We start from the raw sequence: 23,893 nt of genomic DNA on the forward strand, positions 1-23,893 counted from the left end.
GGCGTTGCATTGGGATGTGGACGAACGCTACGCTGGCAGGGTCAGGGAAGAACGAAGTCAGGAAAGAACGAAGGGAGAGCGCGGTGCCGGGAGGCAGACTCACCCAGCAGGAACGTCAGCAGATCGCGCTGGGGCTGGCCGACGGCCTCGCCTACGCGGAGGTCGCCCGGCGTCTCGACCGCCCCACCTCGACGGTCACACGTGAGGTGATGCGCAACGGCGGCCCCACCGCCTACCGCGCCGACGTGGCCCACCGCGCCACCGAACGCCGCGCCCGCCGGCGCAAGAGCACCCCGCCCCGCGAACAGGGAGCGCCGGTGCACGGCCACGGGCGCGACGACGAGGCCCTGCGCGAGTACGAGGAGGCGTTCACCGTCCTCCTGATGCAGCAGGGCCTGCCCAGGATGATGGCCCGGGTGCTGACCTGCCTCTTCATCGCCGACGCGGGCAGCCTCACCGCGTCCGAACTCGTCCGGCACCTCCAGGTCAGCCCGGCGTCCGTCTCCAAGGCGATCGCGTTCCTCGAAGAACAGGGCCTCATCCGCAGGGAACGCGACGAACGCCGCCGCGAGCGCTACTTCGTCGACGACAACGTCTGGTACCAGTCGACGATCGCCAGCGCCCAGGGGATCGCCCGGGTCGCCGAGATCGCGCGGCAGGGCGTCGGCGTCCTCGGCGTCGACACCCCGGCCGCCGCCCGTCTGGAGAACATCGCCCGGTTCAGCGACTTCATCAGCGAGAGCATTCTCCGCGCGGCGGAGCAGGTTCGCGAAGTCCTGCACACGAAACCCGGGACCGGATAGACACGCGGTCCCGGCCGGCCCGTCCCTCTCGGTACGTGACGCCCAACCCCCCTCAGTCCGGGAGCAGTTGGCCGCGCCGGGAGAGCAGGAAGCGTTTGAAGGCCGCGACCGGCGGGGTGTCCGGGTGGCCGTCGAGCCAGGCGACGCCGATCTCGCGGGCCGCGCGGGGCGTCGTGACGGTCAGCTCGGCCACCCCGGGGCGGGCCACGGCGGGCGGGGGCAGCAGCGCGACGCCCAGGCCCGCCGCCACCAGACCGCGCAGCGTCTCGGCCTCCTCGCCCTCGAACGCGACGCGCGGCCGGAAGCCCGCCTCGGCGCACAGGTCGTCGGTGATCCGGCGCAGCCCGTACCCCGGTTCGAGGGTGACGAACGTTTCGTCGGCGGCCTCGGCGAGGCGCACGCGGCGGCGTCCCGCCAGCCGGTGGTCGTCGGGCACGACCAGCCGCAGCCGCTGTTCGTCCAGTCTGCGGGCGACCAGATCGGGGGCGTCCGGCACGGGTGAGGTGAGACAGAGGTCCAGCTCGCCCGCGCGCAGCCGCTCCAGCATCGCCTCGCCGTAGTTCTGGACGAGCTGGAACCGGACCCGCGGATGGTCGGCGCGGAACGCCCTGATCAGTGCCGGTACGGTCTCCGAGCCCATGGTGTGCAGGAAGCCGAAGGCGACCTTGCCGGACGCCGGATCGGCGTCGGCGCGTACGGACTCGGCGGCCCGCTCGACCTCCGCGAGGGCCCGTTCGACGGAGGTCAGGAACGTACGGCCCGCGGGGGTGAGGGAGACCGTACGGCCCTTACGGGCGAACAGGGCGACGCCCAGGTCCCGTTCGAGCCTGACCATCGCCCGGGAGAGCGTGGACTGCGGGACGGCCATGTCCTGGGCGGCGCGGGTCACATGCTCGTGGCGGGCCACTCCCGCGAAGTGGGCGAGCCGGGGGGCGAGGACCGCGGACCAGGAGTCGGGGTCCAGCCCGGCCACGGGCGCCGTGCGATCCGGGCCCGTGTGATCCATGTCGTGTTCGTAACTGTTCCGTGACAGCCGCCGCTGTGAGCTGGGTTCATGCACCATGGGAACGATTATCGCCATTCCATGCATTGGACGCATGAAGGTGCGGTGCCTACGTTCGAAGCATGCCTTCTGTCAGTACCGAGGCACCCGTCACCGCGGGTGCCTCCGCCGCGCCGTCCGCCGCCGCCGACACCACCGACTCGCTGCTCTCCCCCGGCCGCCCCGGCTACCGCCGGATGAGCTTCGCGCTCTTCGCCGCCGGGATCGCGACCTTCGCCCTCCTCTACTCCACCCAGGCCCTGCTGCCCGCCATCTCCGCCGGTCTCGGTGTCACGGCGAGCCAGGCCAGTTGGACGGTCTCGGCCGCGACGGGCGCGCTGGCGCTGTTCGTCCTGCCGCTGAGCGCGCTGTCCGAGCGGTTCGGCCGGCGCACGCTGATGAGCGTCTCGCTGGCGGTCGCGGTGGCCGTGGGGCTGCTGGTGCCGTTCGCGCCGAACGTGGAGTGGCTGGTGGCGCTGCGCGCCGTACAGGGCGCGGCGCTGGCCGGTCTGCCCGCCTCGGCGATGGCGTTCCTGGCGGAGGAGGTACGGCCGAAGGCGCTGGTCGCCGCGATCGGGCTGTTCGTCGCGGGCAACAGCGTCGGCGGTATGAGCGGCCGTATCCTCACCGGCTGGGTCGCCCAGCTGTGGGGCTGGCGGGCGGCGCTCGGCGCGGTCGGGCTGCTCGCGCTGGTGTGCGCGGTGGTGTTCCGCGCCCTGCTCCCGAAGGCACGGAACTTCACGTCGCGGTCGCTGAGTCCGCGCGCGCTGGCGAAGACCGTGGGCGGGCATCTGGCCGATCCGCTGCTGCGCCGGCTGTACGCGATAGGCGCGCTCTTCATGACGGTGTTCGGCGCGGTCTACACCGTGATCGGCTACCGGCTGGTGGAGGCGCCGTTCCAGCTCGCGCAGGGCGTCATCGGGTCGGTCTTCCTGGTCTATCTGGTCGGTACGGTCTCCTCGGCGGCGGCCGGACGGCTGGTCGAGCGGCTCGGCCGGCGCGGGGCGCTGTATCTGGCGGTGGGCACGACGGCGGCGGGTCTGCTGCTGTCGCTGGCCGACTCGCTGGCCGCGGTCCTGCTCGGACTGGTGCTGATCACGGCGGGCTTCTTCGCGGGCCACGCGGTCGCCTCGTCGGCGGTGAGCCGTACGGCGAAGTCCGGCCGCGCGCAGGCGTCGGCGCTCTACCAGTCTGCGTACTACCTGGGCAGCAGCGCGGGCGGCACGCTGGGCGCGATCGCGTTCCACGCGGGCGGCTGGGCGGCGACGGTCGCGCTGGGTCTGCTCGCGGTCCTCGGCGTCGTCTCCCTCACGCTGTACGGCTCGCTCGCGGCGCGCACGGAGCGGCGGCGGTCGCTCGCCGAGGCGCGTGCCGCCGGGACGCGGGCCGCCGGGCCCCAAGCCGCCGGGACGCGGGCCGCCGGGCCCCAAGCCGCCGGGGCGCGTGCCCGGGAGCTCGTCAGCGACTGAGTCGCGCCATTCTGTCCCCTCCGCGCAACTAAGCCCGCGTTTCACCCGTCTAGCCCACAGAACGCGCCTTCCGGATGGCGCGGTTGAGGGAAAACAGATGGGCGGAACGGGATGAGACACGCACACATAGGCCGTAACGGCGCTGTGGCGGCGGGGATCACCGCGCTGGTGGTCCCACTGACCGTGGTGCTGGGCGGGGCCTCGCCCGCACAGGCGGCGTCGTGCACCACCAGCACGGGCACGCACCAGAAGCAGGTCGAGAAGTTCCTCGGCCGGCCGGTGGACGGAAAGCAATCGGCCACGGACTGCAAGGCCATCCGCGCCTTCCAGTCGAAGCACGGCATCACCCCGACCATCGGCTACGCGGGACCCATCACCTGGGGCGTGATGGATCTGATGAACAAGCAGAAGGCCGCGGGCAAGAACCCCAACAAAGCGGGCAAGTGCCCGACCAACAAGGGCCGCATCGCCTGTGTCGACCTCTCGCGCCAGCTGAGCTGGATCCAGGACGGCAGGAAGCTGGTGTACGGACCGGTGCCGGTGCGTACCGGGCGGGACGGCTACGAGACCAGGACCGGGCTCAAGAAGGTCTACTGGCGGAACAAGAACCACGTCTCCACGATCTACGACGTACCCATGCCCTACGCCCAGTTCTTCGACGGCGGGCAGGCCTTCCACCAGGCGAACCTGAGCATGTGGAACCCGCCCGGTTCGCACGGCTGCGTGAACATGACCAAGACGGTCGCCGCGACGTACTGGTCGCTGCTGAAGAACGGCGACGATGTCTACGTTTACGGCCGTAAACCCGGAACCTGAGCGCATTGTCAGTGCCCTGCGGTAGCTTCCGTGAGACCGGTCTCACAGACTGGTCTCAAGGGGGCGACTGGGGTGACGCGATGAGTGATCTTGCAGCAACACACGACCTGGATACCCGGCTGGAGAAGCACCGTACGGAGCTGACCGGCTACTGCTACCGGATGCTGGGATCGGCCTTCGAGGCCGAGGACGCCGTACAGGACACGATGGTGCGCGCGTGGAAGAGTTTCGAGAAGTTCGAGGGTCGCTCCTCGCTCCGGTCGTGGCTCTACCGCATCGCGACGAACGTCTGCCTGGACATGCTCAACGCGGGCAGCCGCCGGGCCCGGCCGATGGATCTGTCGGGCCCGACGCCGGTGGCCCAGGCGCAGCTCACCTCGCTTCCGGAGAACGTATGGCTGGAACCCGTGCCGGACGGCCGGGTGCTGCCTTCGGTGGCCGACCCGGCCGAGACGGCGGTGTCGCGGGAGACGATCCGGCTGGCGTTCGTCGCGGCGCTCCAGCATCTGCCGCCGAAGCAGCGGGCCGTGCTGATCCTGCGCGAGGTGCTGGCGTGGAAGGCGAGCGAGGTCGCCGAGCTGCTCGACACGACGGTCGCCTCCGTCAACAGCGCGCTCCAGCGGGCGCGCGCGACGATCGCCGAGTCGGAGCCGGCCGCGACGGATGCGGCAGATCCGCTCGACGAGGAGCAGAAGGAACTGCTCGAACGGTATGTGACGGCCTTCGAGGGCTACGACATGAAGGCGCTGACCGCGCTGCTCCATGATGACGCGAAGTTCACCATGCCGCCGTTCGACCTGTGGCTCCAGGGCCACGACGACATCACCGGCTTCATGCTCACCATCGGCGCGGGCTGCCGGGGTTCACGGCTCCTGCCGACGGTGGCCAACGGCACCCCGGCCTTCGCGCACTACAAACCGGCCGAGTCGGGCGACGGCTTCACCCCCTGGGCGCTTCAGGTCATCGAGATCGAGGACGGCAAGATCGTCACGATGCACTGCTTCCTCGACACGGAGCGGTGGTTCCCGCTGTTCGGTCTGCCGGCGGGGCTGGAGAAGGCATAGGTCCGTACCGCCGGAGCCGGCCCGCCGACGCGGCTGTCCCGCGTCGGCGGGCGCGGGCGGGCGGCGGTGCGCCCGAGGCCGTGACAGACGCCGCGGTGCCGGGCGGCCCGGATGTGCGGCAGTGCGCCCGGGGCGGGGACGGACGGCGGTGCGCCCGGGGTCGGGGCGGACGACCGTACGCCCGGGGTCGGGGCGGACGACCGTAAGCCCTGGCCCGTCAGCGCCGGGCCATCAGCCCGGAGCCGTCGGCCCGGGTCCCCTCTTTCTCGTTCTCCCGCGCGTCCGCCCACCAGCCGTTCTGGCAGACCCGGCCCTGGGGGTCGGTGGCTCCCTCGGCGTAGTCCCCGAAGCCCTCGATCTCGCCGTTCGGGCCCTGGCCCCAGCTGGAGTAGTAGTAACGGCATTTGTGCGCCGCCGCGTTGGGCGCGGCCTGGGCCGCGGAGACAACGGCGAGGGCGGCCCCGACCACACAGACGGCGACCAGCGCGGCACGCGTGAACGCTCGCATGTCGAGCACCTTTCCTTCGTGGGGCACATGACCCGCGCCCCGGGATGATGCCCTTCCCGCCGCCGCGCGTCTCCCCACGGACCGCAGCGCGAACCACCTGATCGACCGGTGCGCCGCGCATCTAGAGCCTCGTGGTCCTCTGCCTCCCCGGCCTCCCTACACCGCCATGTCGCCCAGACCCACGAGATCCAGCAGCAGCCGCAACTCCCGCCCGGCGCCCCGCAAGCGGAGCCGGCAGCCCCGTCTGCGGGCGTCGAGCCGGAGCCTGGCGAGCACCTCGACCGCCGCCAGGTTCGGCCGGACGAGACCGTCGACCTCACAGATCACCTCGGCCGCGCCGAAGTCGTCCGGCCGCGCGGCCAGTTCCTCGTACAGCCGCGCGTACAGCTCCTCGTGGAACCGGGGCACATCGGCCGGCGTGAGGTGGCCGGCGATGACGAGGACGATCGGTTTCGTGGCATCCACACTGGGGAGACCGGTCCGGCGGCCGGAACTCATCGGAGCGGTCCGGGCACACCCCGTACGCTGCGGGCATGACCCGTGATCCTTTCGAATTGGTGATCTTCGACTGCGACGGCGTCCTGGTGGACAGCGAGCGGATATCCGTACGGATCGACGCCCAGGTCTTCGCCGCGCTGGGCTGTCACTTCACGGAGGAGGAGATCGTCGCGACGTTCGTCGGCTCCTCCGGAGAGGTCTTCGACGCGGCGGTCGAGGAGCGGCTCGGGCGCCCGCTGGAGCCGGGGTGGTACCGCGCGTACGAGCATCTCTACCAGGAGGCGTTCGACGCCGAGTTGACGGCCGTCGACGGGATCGCGGAGGTGCTGGAGGCCCTGCCCATCCCCTTCTGCCTCGCGTCGAACGGCGGTCATGACGGCATCCGCCGCAATCTGACGACCACCGGCCTCCATGACTACTTCACGGGCCGTGTCTTCAGCGCGGCCGACGTCGCCCGCGGCAAACCCGCCCCGGACCTCTTCCTGCACGCGGCCCGCACGCTGGGCGTGGACCCGGCGCGCTGCGCGGTGGTGGAGGACAGCCCGTACGGCGTCGAGGCGGCACGGGCCGCCGGAATGCGCGCCTTCGGCTACGCGGGCGGCCTGACGGCCCCGCACCGGCTGACCGGCCCCGGCACGGTCGTCTTCGACGACATGCGGGATCTGCCGGGGCTGCTGGCGGGGCGGTCGGTCAGCTGATCCCCGTCAGCTGACGGGGAACTCCGCTGTGTCGATGGTGAGATCGAACGGGGGCGGCAGCGTCAGCTTGCCGCCGTACTCGACCGACTGAAGCATGCGGTACGTACCGCCTTCGGGCTCGCCGTAGAGCGTCGCCGTAGGCTGACCCGAATGCCAGGCGTCGAGCAGCAGATAGAGCGGAACGCCGGCCTGGGCGTAGCCGTGGAGCTTGGCGACGCGGTCATGGTTCGCGTTGCCGCGCGAGGTGATCTCGACGACGAGCTTCGCCCGGCTCGCCGGGAACAGATCCCCGGGCGCGGGCCTGTCCTCCTCCGCCGCCACCATCAGGTCGGGGATGTACAGCCCCATACGGCCTGGTACAGCCGCCTCTTGCGTCTGGAAAATGTGCCATTCCTCCGGGATCACGGCGAACAGACGCCGCTGAATGATGGAAGCGGTGGAATTGTGGTCCCAGGACGGCGACGGTGACACGGTGACGATCCCCTCAATGATCTCCACCTTGCAGCCCTCGGGCGCGTCCGTCTGCTCCCAGGCACGGACGAGGTCGTCCCAGCCCTGATGGGGCTCGTGGTCGACAGTGAGTGCGCTCATGGCGGTCTCCATTCGTTTCACCATCGATCCCAGGATGCCGAACGGGACCGGCGGCCGTCCACCGATCCCGTTCACCCGAACGAGGCGTGTACCTCAGCGGCCTCCGGCCGCGGGCGCGCAGGTCAGGCGATACGTTCCCGCACCACCGGCGCCACCTTGAACGCCGTGTCGGACGCCTCGATGTCGTACGTGCCCGTCAGCGCGTCCAGCGCGTAGTCGAACTTCTCCGGGGTGTCCGTGTGCAGCGTCAGCAGGGGCTGGCCCGCCGTGACCCGGTCGCCCGGCTTGGCGTGGAGTTCGACGCCCGCGCCCGCCTGGACCGGGTCCTCCTTGCGGGCGCGGCCCGCGCCCAGGCGCCAGGCGGCGACGCCCACGCCGTACGCGTCCAGGCGGGTCAGGACGCCGGTGGCGGGGGCCGTCACCACCTGGGTCTCGCGGGCGACCGGGAGCGTCGCGTCCGGGTCGCCGCCCTGCGCGGCGATCATGCGGCGCCAGACGTCCATCGCCGAGCCGTCCGCCAGCGCCTTCGCCGGGTCCGCGTCCTTCAGGCCCGCCGCGTCGAGCATCTCGCGCGCCAGGGCGAGGGTCAGTTCGACGACATCGGCCGGGCCGCCGCCCGCCAGGACCTCGACGGACTCGCGTACCTCCAGGGCGTTGCCCGCGGTGAGGCCGAGCGGGGTGTCCATGTCGGTGAGCAGGGCGACGGTCCGTACGCCGTGGTCGGTGCCCAGGCCCACCATGGTGGAGGCGAGTTCGCGCGCGTCCTCGATCGTCTTCATGAAGGCGCCGGAGCCGACCTTGACGTCCAGGACCAGCGAGCCGGTGCCCTCGGCGATCTTCTTCGACATGATCGAGGAGGCGATCAGGGGGATGGCCTCGACGGTGCCGGTCACATCGCGCAGCGCGTACAGCTTCTTGTCGGCGGGGGCCAGTCCGTCGCCCGCCGCGCAGATGACGGCGCCCGTGGTGTCCAGGACGTGCAGCATCTCGTCGTTGGAGAGCAGCGCCCGCCAGCCGGGGATGGACTCCAGCTTGTCGAGCGTGCCGCCGGTGTGGCCGAGGCCCCGGCCGCTGAGCTGCGGTACGGCGGCGCCGCACGCGGCGACCAGCGGGGCGAGCGGCAGCGTGATCTTGTCGCCGACGCCGCCCGTGGAGTGCTTGTCGGCCGTGGGGCGGGACAGCGCGGAGAAGTCCATGCGCTCGCCGGAGGCGATCATGGCCGCGGTCCAGCGCGCGATCTCCGTACGGTTCATGCCGTTGAGCAGGATCGCCATCGCCAGCGCCGACATCTGCTCGTCGGCGACCTCGCCGCGCGTATAGGCGTCGATCACCCAGTCGATCTGCTCGGGGCTCAGCTCGCCCCGGTCCCGCTTGGTGCGGATGACGGAGATGACGTCCATGGTGATCCTTTCGATGACTGCCGTACGTAGGCGAGAGTATCCCGGAGTCTCTACGCGCATAGATACGCCTATGGATACGCCTCGTGGTTGCGAGGAGCTTGTACGGCCCCTCCGCCGCCGGGTCGGTCGCGGCGGCGGAGGGGCCGGGTTCAGAGGGGCGCGCGGGTCCAGGGGCCCGCGTACGCCCGGTGGGCCGTGGTCAGTTCAGATGGCCGGGACCGAACGCCTGCGGCAGCATCTCGGCCATCGTGCGGAAGCCGTCCGGGGTCTCCAGGACCAGCTCGGGACCGCCGAACTCGTACAGCAGCTGGCGGCAGCGCCCGCACGGCACCAGCACCTCGCCCGCGCCGTCGACGCAGGTGAAGTGGGTGAGCCGGCCGCCGCCGCTGAGCTGGAGCGCCGAGACCAGACCGCATTCGGCGCAGAGTCCGATGCCGTACGAGGCGTTCTCGACGTTGCAGCCGGTGATCGTACGGCCGTCGTCCACCAGGGCCGCGACCCCGACCGGATACTTCGAGTACGGGGCGTACGCGTGGGTCATGGCGGCACGTGCGGAGGCCCGCAGCGCGTCCCAGTCCACCGCCGGTCCGGCCGGTGCGGTCATTTTCCTTGCCCCTTCCGGTACGGCATACCGTCCGCCTTGGGCATCCTGAGCCGTTGCGCGGAGAGCGCGAGGACCAGCAGCGTCGTGACGTACGGGGCGGCGTCCACGAACTGGCTCGGCACCTGGTCGGTCAGCCCGTACCAGGCGAAGAGCCCCGCCGAGACGGCCGCCGAGATCACCGCGGAGACGTATTTCTTCTTGTACAGCTGCCACGCTACGACCAGCACGAGCAGGATCGCGAGAAGCAGCAGCATGGCGTGGACGTTCTCGGCGCCGCCGCGCAGCTTGAGGCTGTCGGTGAAGCCGAAGAGCCCGGCGCCGAGGGCCATGCCGCCCGGCATCCAGTTGCCGAAGATCATCGCGGCGAGACCGATATAGCCGCGGCCGCCGGTCTGGCCCTCCTGGTAGATGCCGGTGGCGACGATCGCGAGGAAGGCACCGGCGAGACCGGCGAGACCGCCGGAGACGGTGACGGCGATGTACTTGTACTTGTAGACGTTGACGCCCAGCGACTCCGCGGCGACCGGGTTCTCGCCGCAGGAGCGCAGCCGCAGGCCGAACGCCGTACGCCACAGCACCCACCAGGTGCCGGGGATCAGCAGCAGCGCGACGACGGTGAGCAGCGACAGATTGGTCACCAGACCGCCGACGACGCCCGCGATGTCGGAGACCAGGAACCAGTGTCTGGCCTGGAGGTCCTGCATCCAGTCGGCGAGCCCGGGGACGGTGATCTCGGTGATGGAGTCGATGCGCGGGGACTGCCTGGAGGAGCCGCCGTCGACCCCGTCGAAGGCGAAGCTGGAGAGATAGCGCGTGGCGCCGACGGCGAGGATGTTGATGGCCACACCGGAGACGATGTGGTTCACGCCGAAGGTGACGGTGACGACGGCGTGCAGCAGACCGCCGAGGCAGCCGCCGAGTATGCCGAACAGGACGCCGGCCCACGGACCCCACTGGAAGCCGGCCCAGGCACCGAACCAGGTGCCGAGGACCATCATGCCTTCGAGGCCGATGTTGACGACGCCCGCGCGCTCGGCCCACAGTCCGCCGAGTCCGGCCAGACCGATGGGGATGGCGAGTTCGAGGGCCCCGGCGACCTGGCCGACGGAGGTGATGTCGTCGGCGCCGCTGATCAGCCGTACGAGCGAGATGAGGGCCAGCCCGCCCGCGATGATCAGCAGGATGACGGGCAGGGAGAGTGTGCGGCGGCCACCGCCCTTCTTGGGGGCGGCGCTGGTGGCTGAGACGGTGCTCGTGCTCGTACTCACAGCGCGGCCCCCTCCTTCTCGGTCTTCTCGGTCTGGTCGTTCTTGGGGCGGGCCTCGGTCGTGAGGGCCCCTCCGGCGGCGAGTTCCGCGCCGACCTTCTGCTGCTGGCGGCGGATTCCGTAGCGGCGGACGAGCTCGTAGCTGACGACGACCGAGATCACGATCAGGCCCTGCATGATCGTGGCGATCTCCTTCTCGTACCCGTACTGGTCGAGGGAGGCCGACGCCTTGTCCAGGAAGGCGATGAGCAGGGCGCTGAAGGCGATGCCGAGCGGGTTGTTCCGGCCGAGCAGGGCGATGGTGATGCCGGTGAAGCCGATGCCGGTCGGGAAGTCGAGGCTGTACGTGTGGGTGTCGCCGAGGAGCGTCGGCATCCCGGCGAGGCCGGCGACCGCGCCCGAGATCAGCATCGAGGTGAGGATCATCTTCTTGGCGTCGACGCCGGAGGCCTGGGCCGCGGTCTCGCTGGCGCCGGTGGCGCGCAGGTCGAAGCCGAAGCGGGTGCGGCCGAGGACGAACCAGTAGATGAGGCCGCAGGCGGCGGCGACGAAGGTGAAGCCGTAGATCTCGCCGGCCTCGGCGCCCATGGAGAGACCGGGGAACCAGCCGGACTCCGGGATCTCGCCGGTGGTCAGGTTGTTGGAACCGGCCGGCTGGACACCGAAGTTCTTGGGCAGGATCAGCCAGGCGACGAGGCTGGTGGCGATCGAGTTGAGCATGATCGTGGAGACGACCTCGCTCACCCCGCGGGTGGTCTTGAGGATGCCCGCGATACCGGACCAGAAGGCGCCGACCAGCATCGCGACGATCACGATCAGCGCGATCTGGAGCGGTCCCGGCAGATCGACGCTGGCGCCGACGAGCGCCGCCATCATCGCGGCGAGCCGGTACTGCCCGTCGACACCGATGTTGAAGAGGTTCATGCGGAAGCCGACGGCGACCGCGAGCGCGGCCAGATAGTACGTGCCGGCCTGGTTGACGATCAGTACCTGGACATCCACGTACGAGGCGGACTCGAACATGATGCGGTACGGCTCGAAGGGGTCGCTGCCCGAGGCGAGCAGCACCACGGTGGTGAGGACCACGGCCACGACCAGCGCGAGCACCGGGCCCGCGAAGCCCAGGATCAGCCGGTCCTTGTCGAACTTCTTCATCGGGCGTCGTCCTCCGGTGGTGCCGCTGCGGCCTGTGGTGCCTCTGCCGCGGGCGCGGACTCCGCCGCCGGCTCGGGCTCTGCCTCCAGGTGACCGGTGGCGGCGCCGGTCATGGCCGAGCCCAGTTCCTCCGGAGTGATGGTGGCGGGGTCCGCGTCGGCGACGAGCCGGCCGCGGTACATCACGCGCAGGGTGTCGGAGAGCCCGATCAGTTCGTCCAGGTCCGCGGAGACCAGCAGGACGGCGAGCCCTTCACGGCGGGCCTCCCGGATCTGGTCCCAGATCTGCGCCTGCGCGCCGACGTCCACACCGCGGGTCGGGTGGGCGGCGATCAGCAGCTTGGGGCTGTGGCTCATCTCGCGGCCGACGATCAGCTTCTGCTGATTGCCGCCGGAGAGCGAGGCCGCGGTGACCTCGATACCGGGGGTACGGACGTCGTACTCGCGCACGATCCGGGTGGTGTCGGCGCGGGCGGCCTTCAGGTCGAGCAGTCCGCCGCGGCTGTTGGGCCTCTCGGTGACATGGCCGAGGATGCGGTTCTCCCAGAGCGGGGCCTCCAGCAGCAGGCCGTGCCGGTGCCGGTCCTCGGGGATGTAGCCGATGCCGTCCTCGCGGCGCTTGCGGGTGGGCGCGTGCGAGATGTCGGCGGTGTCGAGGGTTATCACCCCGCCGTCGGGGTCGCGCAGCCCCATCAGCGCCTCGATCAGCTCGGTCTGCCCGTTGCCCTCGACGCCCGCGATGCCCAGGACCTCGCCCTGGTGGATGGTGAAGGTGATCCCGTCGAGCACCTCGCGTACCACGCCGTCGGGGTCGGTCGCGGTCAGCCGCAGTCCGTCCACCGTCAGCATCGGTATGTCCGTCACCGTCGACTCGCGGGTCTCCGGCGAGGGCAGCTCGCTGCCGACCATCAGCTCGGCGAGCTGCTTGGGGGTGGTGCGCGCGGGGTCGGCGGTGCCCACGGTCGTGCCGCGGCGTATGACGGTGATGTCGTCGGCGACCGACAGCACCTCGCCCAGCTTGTGCGAGATGAAGATGACGGTCAGGCCCTCCGCCTTGAGCTCGCGCAGATTGCCGAAGAGCGCCTCGACCTCCTGCGGCACCAGCACGGCGGTGGGCTCGTCCAGGATCAGGATGCGGGCGCCGCGGTAGAGGACCTTGAGGATCTCCACGCGCTGGCGGTCGGCGACCCCGAGGTCCTCGACGAGCGCGTCGGGGCGTACGCCGAGGCCGTACGCGTCGGAGATCTCCTTGATCTTCTTACGGGCCTTCGCGCCGATCCCGTACAGGCGCTCGCCGCCGAGGACGACGTTCTCCAGGACGGTGAAGTTGTCGGCGAGCATGAAGTGCTGGTGCACCATGCCGATGCCGCGCGCGATGGCGTCGGCGGGGCTGGCGAACACGGCCTCCGCTCCGTCGACGGTGATGGTGCCCTCGTCCGGCTTCTGCATGCCGTAGAGGATCTTCATCAGGGTCGACTTGCCCGCGCCGTTCTCACCGACCAGGGCGTGGACCGTGCCCTTGCGGATCGTGATGTCGATGTCGTGGTTGGCGACAACGCCGGGGAATCTCTTGGTGATGCCCCGCAGTTCGACTGCGGGGGGACTGCTGGGCGCACCGCTGGGCGGGCTGCTGGACGCGTTGATGACGCACTCTCCTTGGCGGGAAAGGAGTGAAGGCGGGGGTGAGTGGCAGGCGGGGTGAAGTTATCGCGCCGGAGGGTCGTCTACACGCGTAGCGCTGCCGAATCGTAAGGCGGGAGGCCGGGGGCGACCTGGGCGTGACCGGGCGGTGACGGGGTGTTCGTACGCCGGGCGGTGCGCCGGGTCGTACGCCGGGCGGTCCCGTGCCGGGTCGTCCGCGGGGGCCGGTGTGCCCGGGGCCCGAGGCGACGGCGTGCACCGTCGCTCCGGGCCCGCGGGAGGTACCGCGCGCGACCGGACAGGGTCGTTACGGCGCGGACTTGACGGTGATCTTGCCGTCCACGATGTCCTTCTTCGCCTTGTCCACCGCGGCGACCACATCGGTCAGCTTGGCGTAGGCCGGGTTGGAGTCGGCCAGGCCGACGCCGTCCTTGTCCAGGCCGTAGCGGACCTCACCGGACTGCGGCGAGCCGTCCTTGACCGACTTGATCAGGTTGAACACCGCGTCGTCGACACCCTTGGTGACCGAGGTCAGGATCTGGTCCTTGTAGGCGGCCAGGCCCTTCTGGACGTACTGGTCGGAGTCGACGCCGATGGCCCACTTGCCGGCCTGCGCGGTGGCCTCGATCGAGCCGGTGCCGGCCAGACCGGCGGCGGCGTAGACCACGTCGGCCTTCTTGTCGAGCTGTCCCTGCGCGGCGGCCTTGCCCAGGTCGGGCTTGGAGAAGCCCTCGAAGTTCGGGGGCTGGGTCAGGTACTGCGACAGGACCTTGACCGAGGGGTCGGTCTCCTTGACGCCCTGCGTGAAGCCGGCCTCGAACTTCTTGATCAGCGGGGTCTCGACACCGCCGATGAAGCCGACCGTCTTGGACTTGGTGACCTTGGCGGCGGCGACGCCGGCGAGGTACGAGCCCTGCTCCTCGTTGAAGACCATGTTGGCGATGTTCTTGCCGGTCACCGAGGAGTCGTCGATGATGCCGAAGGTGGTCTTCGGGAACTTCGGCGCGACCTTCTTGAGGGCCGGCGCGTACGCGAAACCGATGCCGATCACGGGGTTGTTGCCGGCGCGGGCCAGCTCGGTCAGCCGCTGGACCTTGTCGGCGTCCGACTCGCCCTGGGAGGGCTCGGCGGCGTTGCCCTTTATCTTCAGCTCGGTCTCGGCCTTGGACAGACCGGCGAAGGCGGCGTCGTTGAACGACTGGTCACCTCGGCCACCGATGTCGTACGCGATGGCGGCGCCGGCTTCCTTGGAGTCGGAACCGGCGTCCGACGACGACTTGTTGCCACACGCGGTGGCGGTGAGCGCGAGTGCCGCTGACGCGACACCCACGGTGGCGATCCTGGTGATCCGGCGCAAGGGAGGCTCCTTCAACCTGACCGAAGCGCCTCGGCTGGCGCTGGTTTCGCGGCGATCGTAACGCGCGTAGATGTCAGATAAAGACCTGTACGGAAGCCGTTATCGGATCGTCGCGAACGGAGAGCGAGCCGAAGGTGTCAAGGCCGGTTACAAACGGTTGCCGTCGATCAACGCGGCGGCGGTGAAAAGCTCCACGCCGACCTGGATCGCCTGCTCGTCGACGTCGAAATCGCCACGATGCAGGTCGTACCGGGCCTGGCTGCCGGGCGTCCGTACGCCGAGCCGCGCCATCGCGCCGGGCACCTGTTCCAGATACCAGGAGAAGTCCTCTCCGCCGAGGCTCTGTTCGGTGTCCTCGACTGCATACGATCCCCGGCGGGCGGTCTGCGCGGCACGCAGCAGCTCCGCGACGACCGGGTCGTTGACCACGGGCGGCACGCCGCGGACGTACTCGATCTGCGACTTGGCGCGGTGGAGCGTGGCGATCTCGTCGATCGCGGCGTGCACCAGGTCCGGTGCGTCGCGCCAGGCGGCCAGGTCCAGACAGCGGACGGTGCCGGAGAGCTCGGCGTGCTGCGGGATGACATTGCAGGTGTGGCCGGAAGCGATCCGTCCCCAGGTGACGGAGAGCCCGGAGCGGGCGTCGACCCGGCGGGCGAGCAGCGCGGGAACGTCGGTGGCCACCCTGGCGGCGGCGGTGACCATGTCGGTGGTGAGGTGGGGGCGCGCGGTGTGGCCGCCGGGGCCGTCGAGGCTGATCTCCAGCCGGTCGCAGGCGGAGGTGATGGGGCCGGAACGCAGTCCGATCAGCCCGGCGTCGACCTTGGGGTCGCAGTGCACGGCGATGATGCCGCCGACGCCGTCGAGCACGCCGGACGCGATGGCGTCGACGGCACCGCCCGGCAGTACTTCCTCGGCGGGCTGGAAGATCAGCCGTACGGCATTGGGCAGTTGCCCCTGCCGGTCGAGTTCGGCCAGAACCAGCCCCGCGCCGAGCACGGCGGTGGTATGGACGTCATGCCCGCAGGCGTGCGCCCGGTCGGGCACGGTGGAGCGGTACGGGACGCCGGTCTTGGTGTCCGGGATGGGCAGCGCGTCGATGTCGGCGCGCAGGGCCAGCATGGGGCGGGCGGGGTCGGGCGTCCCGATGTCACACATGAGCCCGGTACCGCTGTTGAGCACCCGCGGCACGAGCCCGGCCTGCTCCAGTCTGTGCTTGAGCGCGGCGGTGGTACGGAATTCCTGGTTGCCCAGCTCGGGATGCATATGCATGTCCCGGCGGAAGGCGATCAGCTCGGCACGCAAGGTTTCGGGCAACGTGCCGGGGAGTGCGGCTTCCGCTTCCGCGGGCAGGTCGTTCTCGGATTCGCAGGACATCAACTGGCTCACCTGTTGAAGGGTAGGCCCCTTCAGTGATCAACCAGCCCTGGATCAAGAAAATTTCAGCCACACAGGCCAAGAAACCGAGTTCCGGCGTGTGTGAGGTTCGGACAGAGCGGGTATACCGCGCCATCCTCGCGTTCCGGAGCGGCGCCGAGAGGCGCTGGAGCGGGTGTGGATCGCCGGGGCGCCGGGTCGCCATGGACGGTCACAGGTCATCGGGCAGGATCCGGAAATGGGTGTACCGGCCGCCGAGCGGCCGGGCCACCGCTGCGTGCCGACTCGGGCCGCGTCCGTGGACGCGGTCCGGGCCGGAGCGGCGGGCCCTGGGTCAGGCCGGGGAGGGCAGTCTCGGGAGGCGGTGGATGTCGCGGGCCGTGCCCGTCACCCCCGACAGGAAGCCCTGGGCGCGTGGGCTCGCCGTTTCCTTCAGCCATTCCGGGGCGATGTCGCAGACCGCGACGCGTACGCCCGTGCCCGCCAGGGCCAGGGGCAGGGTGTGGACCACCGTGGAGGGGAAGCTCAGGACCGTGCTGCCGATCGGGCCGCGACGGGCGATCACTTCCAGGGGGAGGTCCGGGCGGACGATCTCCAGGCCCGTGACCGTGTGGAGGCGGTGCAGCTTGTCCACGTCCTCGCGGCGGTGCGCGAAGTAGCGGGTGGCGCCGTGGGTGCGGGCGAGGGCCGTGACCGCGTCGAGGTACTGGTCCGCGTCGACCACGCCCGTCTCGACCAGCGACGTACCGACCATGTCCGCGCCCGCGGCTATCCGGGGCGGCCCGAAGGTCGCCCGGGTCCACTCGAAGCGGTTGGCGGTCACCGTGATGCCGGCCGGGATCTCCTCGACGGGCATCGAGGTGAAGACCTCGACCGTGCGGCCGTCCGACGGGGAGAGCCGGCGCCGCGCGGCCGCGGTGACGGGCGCGAGGACCAGTTCCCGCGGCCCGCGGCTGCCGCGCCGGTGCCAGCGCACCAGCCGTTCGCCGCGGGCGATCTGCCCGATGAACTCCAGCGTGGCCGTGCCGTCGTCCACCACCGTCAGCGCCTTGCCGCTGACCAGGGTCAGCAGCAGTTGTACATAGCGGGAGAACGGGTCTCCGATGACTATCCGGCCGGCCTTGCGGAGCAGCGGGGTCAGTTCCCGCAGCGTCCGCAGGGGCGCCCCCGCACCACCGCGCGCCTCTTGCCAGCGCACGGTGAAACCCTCGTCACGGGCCAGCTCCGCCATCCGGCGGAGCTGGCCGCGCGACATGGGATCGGTGGGCGACAGCACGACGACGGTGAGGGCGTCACCGGTCGCGCTGGCTCGCGCCCACTCCAGCACATTGAGCAGCTGGACCGGGCTCTCCACGAATGCGATCGCGTCGGCGTTCCCGTCGGCGGCGTTACCGCCGACGGTCGCACGAGGGTGCGGGGAGCGGCCCCCGCCGGCACCGGTCATGGCGTCAGACCGCCACCGGCTCGGTGGCCTCGGCGACGACGCCCGCGACGCGGCGGAGCTTCTTCATCGGGCCCAGCTCCGACTCGTAGACCTTCTTGACGCCGTCACCGAGGGACGCCTCGATGGTGCGGATGTCGCGGACGAGGCGCTGGAGACCCTGCGGCTCGACGGAGGCGGCCTGGTCCGAGCCCCACATGGCGCGGTCGAGGGTGATGTGACGCTCGACGAAGACGGCGCCGAGGGCGACGGCGGCGAGGGTGGTCTGGAGACCGGTCTCGTGGCCGCTGTAGCCGATCGGGACGTTCGGGAACTCGGCCTGGAGCGTGTTGATCACGCGCAGGTTCAGCTCCTCGGCCTTGGCCGGGTACGTGGACGTGGCGTGGCAGAGCAGGATGTTGTCGCTGCCCAGGACCTCGACCGCGTGCCGGATCTGCTTCGGCGTCGACATGCCGGTGGAGAGGATGACCGTACGGCCGGTGGCGCGCAGGGCGCGCAGCAGCTCGTCGTCGGTGAGGGACGCGGAGGCCACCTTGTGGGCGGGCACGTCGAACTTCTCCAGGAAGGCGACGGCCTCGGTGTCCCACGGGGAGGCGAACCAGTCGATGCCCCGCTTCTTGCAGTGCTCGTCGATGGAGCGGTACTCGTCCTCGCCGAACTCGACGCGGTGGCGGTAGTCGATGTACGTCATCCGGCCCCAGGGGGTGTCCCGCTCGATGTCCCACTGGTCGCGGGGCGTGCAGATCTCCGGGGTGCGCTTCTGGAACTTGACCGCGTCGCAGCCGGCGTCGGCGGCGGCGTCGATCAGGGCCAGGGCGTTGTCCAGCTCGCCGTTGTGGTTGATGCCGATCTCACCCGTCACGTAGACCGGGCGGCCGGGTCCCGCGGTCCGCGTGCCGAGGGTGCGCAGGCGCGAGGTGGAGTTGGTGCTCATGGAGCGTCCTTACTTGTTGAGGGTGGGGGTGTGGGGGGTCTGGAGCCCCGGCCCGAGGATCCAGGCGGCGATCTCGCGGATCGCCCCCTCGCCTCCGGGTGTCGTGGTGACGGCACGCGCGGCGGCGCGTACGGCGTCATGGGCACTCGCGACGGCCACCGGCCAGCCGACGAGTCCGAAGCACGGGAGGTCGTTGACGTCGTTGCCGACGTAGAGAACCCGCTCGGGCGCGATTCCGTGCTCGTCGCACCACTGCTTGAGCGCGACGTCCTTGCGGTCGATGCCGTGCAGCACCGGCACCTGGAGCTTGCGGGCGCGGGCGGCGACGACCGGGTTCTGTTCGGTGGAGAGGATGAGCAGCTTCAGTTCGCTGCGGCGCAGCGCGGCGATGCCGAGCCCGTCGCCGCGGTGCACGGCGACCATCTCGCGGCCGTCCGAGTCGACGAAGACCTTGTCGTCGGTCTGGGTGCCGTCGAAGTCGAGCACGACCGCGTCGATGTCGTCGTACGTCGGCAGGACGGCCGGGTCGAGGAGCGGGGCGAGCGCGCGGGCGCGGGCCAGGTCGTGCGGGTCGTCGATCTCCAGGACCCGGGCGGGGTCGGTGGTGACGAGCGCGGTGTGGCCGAAGAAGCGGTGGTTGGCCTCGCGGAAGCCCTCGGCGCGCATCGCGTAGGCGGCGCCGGTCTCCAGGTACTCCTGGGGGCGGTCCTGGCGGCGCGGCCGGTTCGACTTGTCGTGGTTGACGCCGTAGCCGCCCGAGGCCCCGGCGTCGGCGCTGCCCGCGCTGTCGCGGCGCCAGATGAAGCCGTGGGTCGGCGCGACGGTCAGCGCGCTGTCCGCGCCGTCCTCGGTGACCGCTCCGGCGACGCCGTCCAGGTCCTCGGCCGTGATGAACGGGCTGGTGCACTGTACGAGCAGGACGACCTCGGCGGTCTTGCCGCGCATCGCGCCGTAGGCGTCCATCGCGTGCAGGACGGCGGCCTCGCTGGTCGCGGTGTCCCCCGCGATCGCGGCGGGGCGCAGGACGACCTCGGCGCCGGCGGAGCGTGCCGCGTCGGCGATGGCCGCGTCGTCGGTCGAGACGACGACATCGGTCACGCGCCGGGCCGCCAGGCAGGCGCGGACGGCGCGGACGACGAGCGGTACGCCGCCGACGGGGGCGAGGTTCTTGGCGGGTACGCCCTTGGATCCGCCGCGTGCGGGGATCACCGCGAGGACGGTCATCTGTTCTCCTTGGTCCGCGGCTCGGTCCTCCGCGGGTCGTTCATCTGCGGCTCGGTCATGCGCGGCCCGTTCGTCCGCGGTGTGTGGTGTGGCCGGGTCCTGTGCCGGCGACGGCCCGGTCACAGCTCGCCCATGCGGCGGATGACGGGCGCCACGCGCTGCACGCCGTGGCGGTAGGCACCGCGCGCGGCGCCCCGTACGGCCTCGCGCACCACGCGCCTGACCCCGCGGACATCGCCCTCGGAGGCCCGGGACGGCAGTGGAGTCCCGTCCACGGCCAGGTGGTAGCGGGCCAGCAGCGGCGGCAGGTAGCCGGGCGCGGTGGTGGCCGTGTAGTACGGGCTGATCTCGGGCAGGTCCGGCCCGTCGAGCAGCTCCGCCACCCGCTGCCGGGCGCCGTCGAAGGCCGACGCGTACGATCCGTCGGCGGCGACGCCCTGCCGGTCGCACCAGACCGCGTCGGGGCGCGGGCGCCCGCCGCCGTCCAGCTGGTCCCAGGACGCCAGGCAGCCCGAGCCGATGAAGTGGTGGTTGCCGAGCGGCTCGCGGACCCCGAAGTCGGTGAGGATCGCGGTCGGGATGCGCCGGTGCAGGGATTCGAGGGCGGCCGTCGAGGAGACGGTGACCAGCAGGTCCGTACGGTCGAGGACCTCGCCCATGTTCCCGTACACCATGCGGAAGTTGGGCGGCAGACCGCCGGGCACCTTCTCGGCGAGCCGCTGGTACGGGAACTCCTCCACGTGCGTGGTGTGCTCGCCCGGCTTGCTGCGCAGCTTCAGCAGCACCTCGCGGCGCGGGTGGAGCCTGGCGTGCTCGACGAGGCGCCGCAGCAGATACGTACGGTCGGCGCGGCTCGCGGGCACGGAGGGCTGGGCGGCGAAGACGACGGTGTCGCGGCCCTCCTCGGGGACGTACCGCTCACCGCCGAGGAAGGGCAGCGCGGCCTCGGTGACCGAGGAGGCGTCGGCGCCCACGCCCTCGTAGACGGCGCGGAAGCGCTGCGCGTCGTAGCGCGAGTTGGCGAGGACGACATCCGCGCCGTGCCGCAGCAGCAGCCCGTCCGAGAGCTTCTCGTAGACGACCCCGACGTAGCCGGTGACGATCACGGGCCGGTGGGCCATCTTGAGGGCGGATATCCCGTGCAGCATCGCCTGTACGGCGCCGCCGACGAGGGCGAGGACGACCATGTCGTACGACTCCTCGCGGAGCGTGCGCAGGAAGTCGGTGCCGGTCACCTCACGCAGGGCGTCCGCCTCCGCGCCGACCTCGGCGAGCTGTCTCGCGGTGGGCGTGGCTCGTCCGCGCAGGAGAAAGCCGCTGAGCTCTATGGAGCGGTCGTCCGGCGCGATGCGGCGCGCGGTGAGCGCGCCCCACTTCCACCGGGTGTCGGAGTCGGCGAGCACGGCGACCCGGACCGCTTGACCGCTGATACGTGATGGCACGACGTGGACGTTAGAAAGCCATTCCGTTTGTCGCCCCAACTCAATGGCAATAAAGGGTTAACAGCACATCTACGAATGGCGACGCGGGCCCGGAACGGACAAAAAACTGCCGGGATGCGGGCGGCTTCACCATTCCGCCATTCTTCGTTCACCTTCCATGCGTCCGGATGTCAGGCGGCATGACTCGGCTCCGCCTAGCGTCACGCAGGTGGTCAAGCTCTCTGTTGTCGTGCCGTTCTACAACGTGCAGACATACGCCCTCGAAACCCTTAGAAGCCTGCGCGCGAACAGCCGCGAGGACTTCCAGTTCCTTCTTGTCGACGACTGTTCGACCGACGGGACCCCGGAGATCCTCGAACAGGCGGCGCGCGACCTTCCGGGGGCGGTCCTCCTCAGACACGAACAGAACGGGGGGCTGGCCACCGCGCGCAATACGGGTCTGGACGCCGCGGACGGGGAGTACGTCACCTTCCTCGACGGTGACGACTGGGTGGCGCCCGGCTACTACGAGCAGGTGCTCGCCTCCATGGAGAGGCTGGGCTGCGACTTCGTCCGTACCGACCACGTCCAGTTCACGGCCAGGGCCCGGACGATCCACCGCGTCCCGGTCGGCCGGCGCGACGAGGTGCTGTCGCCCCGGGACGCGATCCTGCCCGCCGACCGCTCGACCTCGGTCGACTATCCGTACGCCTGGGCGGGCATGTACCACCGCAGGCTCGTCGACCGCGGCCTGGTGCACTTCACGGACGGGCTGCGGACCGCCGAGGACCGGCCCTGGATCTGGCGGCTGCACCGCGAGGCGGAGTCCTTCGCCGTGCTCGGACTGCTCGGGACCTTCTACCGGCGCGGGGTCGCCTCGTCGCTCACCCAGATCGGCGACGTACGGCAGCTCGATTTCATCCGCGCCTTCGACCAGGTCATCGAGGAGACCGCGAAAGACGCGGAAGCGGACCGTTTCCTGCTGAAGGCCGTGCGCACCTACTGCGCGATCATTTCCCACCATCTGGCGTCGAAAGAGCGATTCGAACCGGCCGTGGCGCGGCAATTGCGCGCGATGAGCGCCGCCGCTCTGAAACGACTGCCTCAGGACGTCTTGAAGGAAGCGCTGGATTCGATGGACCTGGACCGCTCGGCCCGGCTGCGCCGCCTGCGAAGGCGGCCCCTGGCCGCCGGGAAGGCGGCAGCGTGATGGCGTCGTCGTCCCTCTTTCCGAGTGCGTCCGCGGCCGGGCGTACGACGCAGGTCTTCTGCGCCTCCACGCTCTACGGAGCGGCCACGCTGGCCGCCGCGATCGACGCCGGGCTCTTCCCCGCGGTCCACCGCCGGCTCCTGGTCATCTGCAACAACGCGGGCTCGCCCGAACTGACGCCCTCGGTCGACGAGATGCCGGGCTTCGAGCAGCTGCGCGACCGGTTCGACGACCTCGTGTCGTGGAACGAGACGATCGCGCCGTTCCACCCGGGCAGCTGGTCCCCGCGCGCCGACGACGTCCCCCTCTGGGAACGCCATCTGCGCCTGGCCTGGCGGCTCGGGGACGACGACGTACGGCTGGTCGTCGAGTCCATCCAGGTCAATCCGGCGCTCGCGATCGCGCAGATCTTCACCGGCGCGCCCATCGAGGTGTACGCGGACGGGCTGATGAGCTACGGGCCCACCCGCTCGAAGATAGAACCGCTGGTCGGCGAGCGGGTGCGCAGACTGCTGCACCTCGATCTCGTACCGGGGCTCAAGCCGCTGCTCCTCACCGAGTTCGGCGTCGGCCCGGAGCTGGTGCCGACGGACGCCTTCCTGCGCGTGCTGGACGAACTCACCGACGCCGAGCGGAACTTCGACACTCCGTCGGAGCCCCCGGCGCTGCTCCTCGGCCAGTACCTCTCCGCGCTCGGGATCCTCTCCGAGCGCGAGGAGGAGGAGCTGCACATCCGGATGGTGCGGGGCGCGGTCGCCAAGGGCCACACCCAGGTGGTCTTCAAGCCGCATCCCACGGCCCCGGCCGCCTGGTCGCGGCAGCTGGAGCAGGAGGCGAAGAAGCTCGGCGCCGATCTGACCATCCTGGACAGCCCGGTGCTCGCCGAGGTGCTCTTCCGGCGGCTGAAGCCCGCGCTGGTGGTCGGCTGCTTCTCGACGGCGCTGTTCACGGCGTCCGCGTTCTACGGCATCCCGGTGGCGCACACGGGCACGGAACTGCTGCTGGAACGGCTCGCCCCGTACCAGAACAGCAACCGCGTGCCCGTGACGATCGTCGACGCGCTGCTGCCGTCGCTGGACGACGGTGACTCCGTCACCCACCGGCCGGACCCGCTGATCGCGGAGCTGGTCGCGACCGTCGGCTACGCGATGCAGCACCAGATCTACCCGGGGCTGCGCCCGACGGCGGAGAAGTACCTGTCGGAGCATCTCGACACGCACACCTGGCGCTACTTCAAGCGGCGCCGGCTCACGGCGCTGGCGCTGCCCGGCGCGGTCCCGGCGCAGCTGGCCCGTATCCCGCGCAACGCGACGGCCCGGCGGATGGTGCGGCGGGCGCGGAAGCTGCGGCGCGCCGTGCTGCGGTAGCACCGCC

22 protein-coding genes are annotated in these 23,893 nt (G+C 70.8%); 7 read left to right on the forward strand and 15 right to left on the reverse strand.

The annotated features are described in order from the left end of the window. Positions 1-83: 83 nt before the first annotated feature. Positions 84-803 carry a helix-turn-helix domain-containing protein gene (locus tag ACIOGX_RS24975; protein ID WP_356515936.1) on the forward strand — a complete coding sequence of 240 codons (720 nt, stop codon included), beginning with the start codon at positions 84-86 and terminating at the stop codon, positions 801-803. A gap of 52 nt (positions 804-855) precedes the next feature. Here the strand turns inward: ACIOGX_RS24975 and ACIOGX_RS24980 are convergent, their stop codons facing one another. Next, the gene (locus tag ACIOGX_RS24980) at positions 856-1,866 is read right to left on the reverse strand and encodes a LysR family transcriptional regulator (RefSeq protein WP_401916341.1); all 1,011 of its coding nucleotides are present in this window, start codon (positions 1,864-1,866) and stop codon (positions 856-858) included. Between the two features lie 62 nt (positions 1,867-1,928). Between ACIOGX_RS24980 and ACIOGX_RS24985 the strand changes: the two genes are divergently transcribed. The 3 genes from ACIOGX_RS24985 (at position 1,929) to ACIOGX_RS24995 (ending at position 5,194) form a co-directional block, all read left to right on the forward strand. Next, positions 1,929-3,314: an MFS transporter gene (locus tag ACIOGX_RS24985; RefSeq protein WP_401916344.1), complete on the forward strand. Its 1,386-nt coding sequence runs from the start codon at positions 1,929-1,931 to the stop codon at positions 3,312-3,314. A 111-nt stretch (positions 3,315-3,425) separates the two neighbouring features. Continuing rightward, entirely contained in the window at positions 3,426-4,130 is a 705-nt protein-coding gene (locus ACIOGX_RS24990) for a L,D-transpeptidase family protein (protein WP_383965894.1), read from the forward strand. Positions 4,131-4,210: 80 nt separating this feature from the next. Further along, entirely contained in the window at positions 4,211-5,194 is a 984-nt protein-coding gene (locus ACIOGX_RS24995; RefSeq protein WP_387017469.1) for a sigma-70 family RNA polymerase sigma factor, read from the forward strand. Between the two features lie 217 nt (positions 5,195-5,411). Here ACIOGX_RS24995 and ACIOGX_RS25000 read toward each other — a convergent pair whose 3' ends face one another. Continuing rightward, positions 5,412-5,702: a hypothetical protein gene (locus tag ACIOGX_RS25000; RefSeq protein ID WP_356515926.1), complete on the reverse strand. Its 291-nt coding sequence runs from the start codon at positions 5,700-5,702 to the stop codon at positions 5,412-5,414. A gap of 156 nt (positions 5,703-5,858) precedes the next feature. Beyond that, positions 5,859-6,167, reverse strand: coding sequence for an STAS domain-containing protein (locus tag ACIOGX_RS25005; RefSeq protein ID WP_401916349.1), 309 nt, complete (start codon positions 6,165-6,167; stop codon positions 5,859-5,861). A gap of 68 nt (positions 6,168-6,235) precedes the next feature. On the opposite strand from ACIOGX_RS25005, the gene ACIOGX_RS25010 reads away from it, so the two are divergent. Next, positions 6,236-6,898, forward strand: coding sequence for an HAD family hydrolase (locus ACIOGX_RS25010; protein WP_384775370.1), 663 nt, complete (start codon positions 6,236-6,238; stop codon positions 6,896-6,898). A gap of 6 nt (positions 6,899-6,904) precedes the next feature. Here ACIOGX_RS25010 and ACIOGX_RS25015 read toward each other — a convergent pair whose 3' ends face one another. The 12 genes from ACIOGX_RS25015 to ACIOGX_RS25070 all read right to left on the reverse strand — a co-directional run bounded on the left by ACIOGX_RS25015 (position 6,905) and on the right by ACIOGX_RS25070 (position 21,330). After that, positions 6,905-7,489, reverse strand: a complete 585-nt coding sequence (locus ACIOGX_RS25015; RefSeq protein WP_356515920.1) for a Uma2 family endonuclease — start codon at positions 7,487-7,489, stop codon at positions 6,905-6,907. A gap of 122 nt (positions 7,490-7,611) precedes the next feature. Beyond that, on the reverse strand, positions 7,612-8,889 hold the full coding sequence (locus ACIOGX_RS25020) for a thymidine phosphorylase (protein WP_401916351.1): 1,278 nt from the start codon (positions 8,887-8,889) through the stop codon (positions 7,612-7,614). Positions 8,890-9,088: 199 nt separating this feature from the next. Then, positions 9,089-9,493 carry a cytidine deaminase gene (locus ACIOGX_RS25025; protein WP_129770704.1) on the reverse strand — a complete coding sequence of 135 codons (405 nt, stop codon included), beginning with the start codon at positions 9,491-9,493 and terminating at the stop codon, positions 9,089-9,091. Beyond that, positions 9,490-10,761, reverse strand: a complete 1,272-nt coding sequence (locus ACIOGX_RS25030; protein ID WP_356515916.1) for an ABC transporter permease — start codon at positions 10,759-10,761, stop codon at positions 9,490-9,492. The genes ACIOGX_RS25025 and ACIOGX_RS25030 overlap by 4 nt, the downstream gene beginning before the upstream one ends. Further along, complete coding sequence (locus ACIOGX_RS25035; protein ID WP_356515914.1) at positions 10,758-11,915, reverse strand: ABC transporter permease; 1,158 nt, start codon at positions 11,913-11,915, stop codon at positions 10,758-10,760. Before ACIOGX_RS25035 ends, ACIOGX_RS25030 begins: the two co-directional genes overlap by 4 nt. Next, a complete protein-coding gene (locus ACIOGX_RS25040) occupies positions 11,912-13,558 on the reverse strand; it encodes an ABC transporter ATP-binding protein (protein ID WP_401916673.1) in 1,647 nt (548 codons plus the stop codon). Before ACIOGX_RS25040 ends, ACIOGX_RS25035 begins: the two co-directional genes overlap by 4 nt. Before the next feature lie 304 nt (positions 13,559-13,862). Further along, positions 13,863-14,912 (reverse strand): BMP family ABC transporter substrate-binding protein, encoded by a 1,050-nt coding sequence (locus ACIOGX_RS25045; RefSeq protein ID WP_356515912.1) that lies wholly within the window; start codon positions 14,910-14,912, stop codon positions 13,863-13,865. A 147-nt stretch (positions 14,913-15,059) separates the two neighbouring features. After that, the gene (locus ACIOGX_RS25050) at positions 15,060-16,289 is read right to left on the reverse strand and encodes an amidohydrolase (protein WP_356515966.1); all 1,230 of its coding nucleotides are present in this window, start codon (positions 16,287-16,289) and stop codon (positions 15,060-15,062) included. Between the two features lie 334 nt (positions 16,290-16,623). After that, a complete protein-coding gene (locus tag ACIOGX_RS25055) occupies positions 16,624-17,733 on the reverse strand; it encodes a hypothetical protein (protein ID WP_356515909.1) in 1,110 nt (369 codons plus the stop codon). Positions 17,734-17,737: 4 nt separating this feature from the next. Further along, entirely contained in the window at positions 17,738-18,664 is a 927-nt protein-coding gene (locus ACIOGX_RS25060; protein ID WP_356515907.1) for an N-acetylneuraminate synthase family protein, read from the reverse strand. Positions 18,665-18,673: 9 nt separating this feature from the next. Then, positions 18,674-19,888 carry an acylneuraminate cytidylyltransferase gene (locus ACIOGX_RS25065; protein WP_129770713.1) on the reverse strand — a complete coding sequence of 405 codons (1,215 nt, stop codon included), beginning with the start codon at positions 19,886-19,888 and terminating at the stop codon, positions 18,674-18,676. A 119-nt stretch (positions 19,889-20,007) separates the two neighbouring features. Next, a complete protein-coding gene (locus ACIOGX_RS25070) occupies positions 20,008-21,330 on the reverse strand; it encodes a DUF6716 putative glycosyltransferase (RefSeq protein ID WP_129770714.1) in 1,323 nt (440 codons plus the stop codon). A 208-nt stretch (positions 21,331-21,538) separates the two neighbouring features. On the opposite strand from ACIOGX_RS25070, the gene ACIOGX_RS25075 reads away from it, so the two are divergent. Together ACIOGX_RS25075 and ACIOGX_RS25080 are read left to right on the forward strand one after the other, a co-directional pair. Further along, positions 21,539-22,519 (forward strand): glycosyltransferase family 2 protein, encoded by a 981-nt coding sequence (locus ACIOGX_RS25075; RefSeq protein WP_129770715.1) that lies wholly within the window; start codon positions 21,539-21,541, stop codon positions 22,517-22,519. Beyond that, positions 22,519-23,886, forward strand: coding sequence for an alpha-2,8-polysialyltransferase family protein (locus ACIOGX_RS25080; RefSeq protein ID WP_401916358.1), 1,368 nt, complete (start codon positions 22,519-22,521; stop codon positions 23,884-23,886). Before ACIOGX_RS25075 ends, ACIOGX_RS25080 begins: the two co-directional genes overlap by 1 nt. Positions 23,887-23,893: the final 7 nt, after the last annotated feature.

Source organism: Streptomyces sp. NPDC088147, assembly GCF_044741565.1.
Taxonomy (GTDB): domain Bacteria; phylum Actinomycetota; class Actinomycetes; order Streptomycetales; family Streptomycetaceae; genus Streptomyces.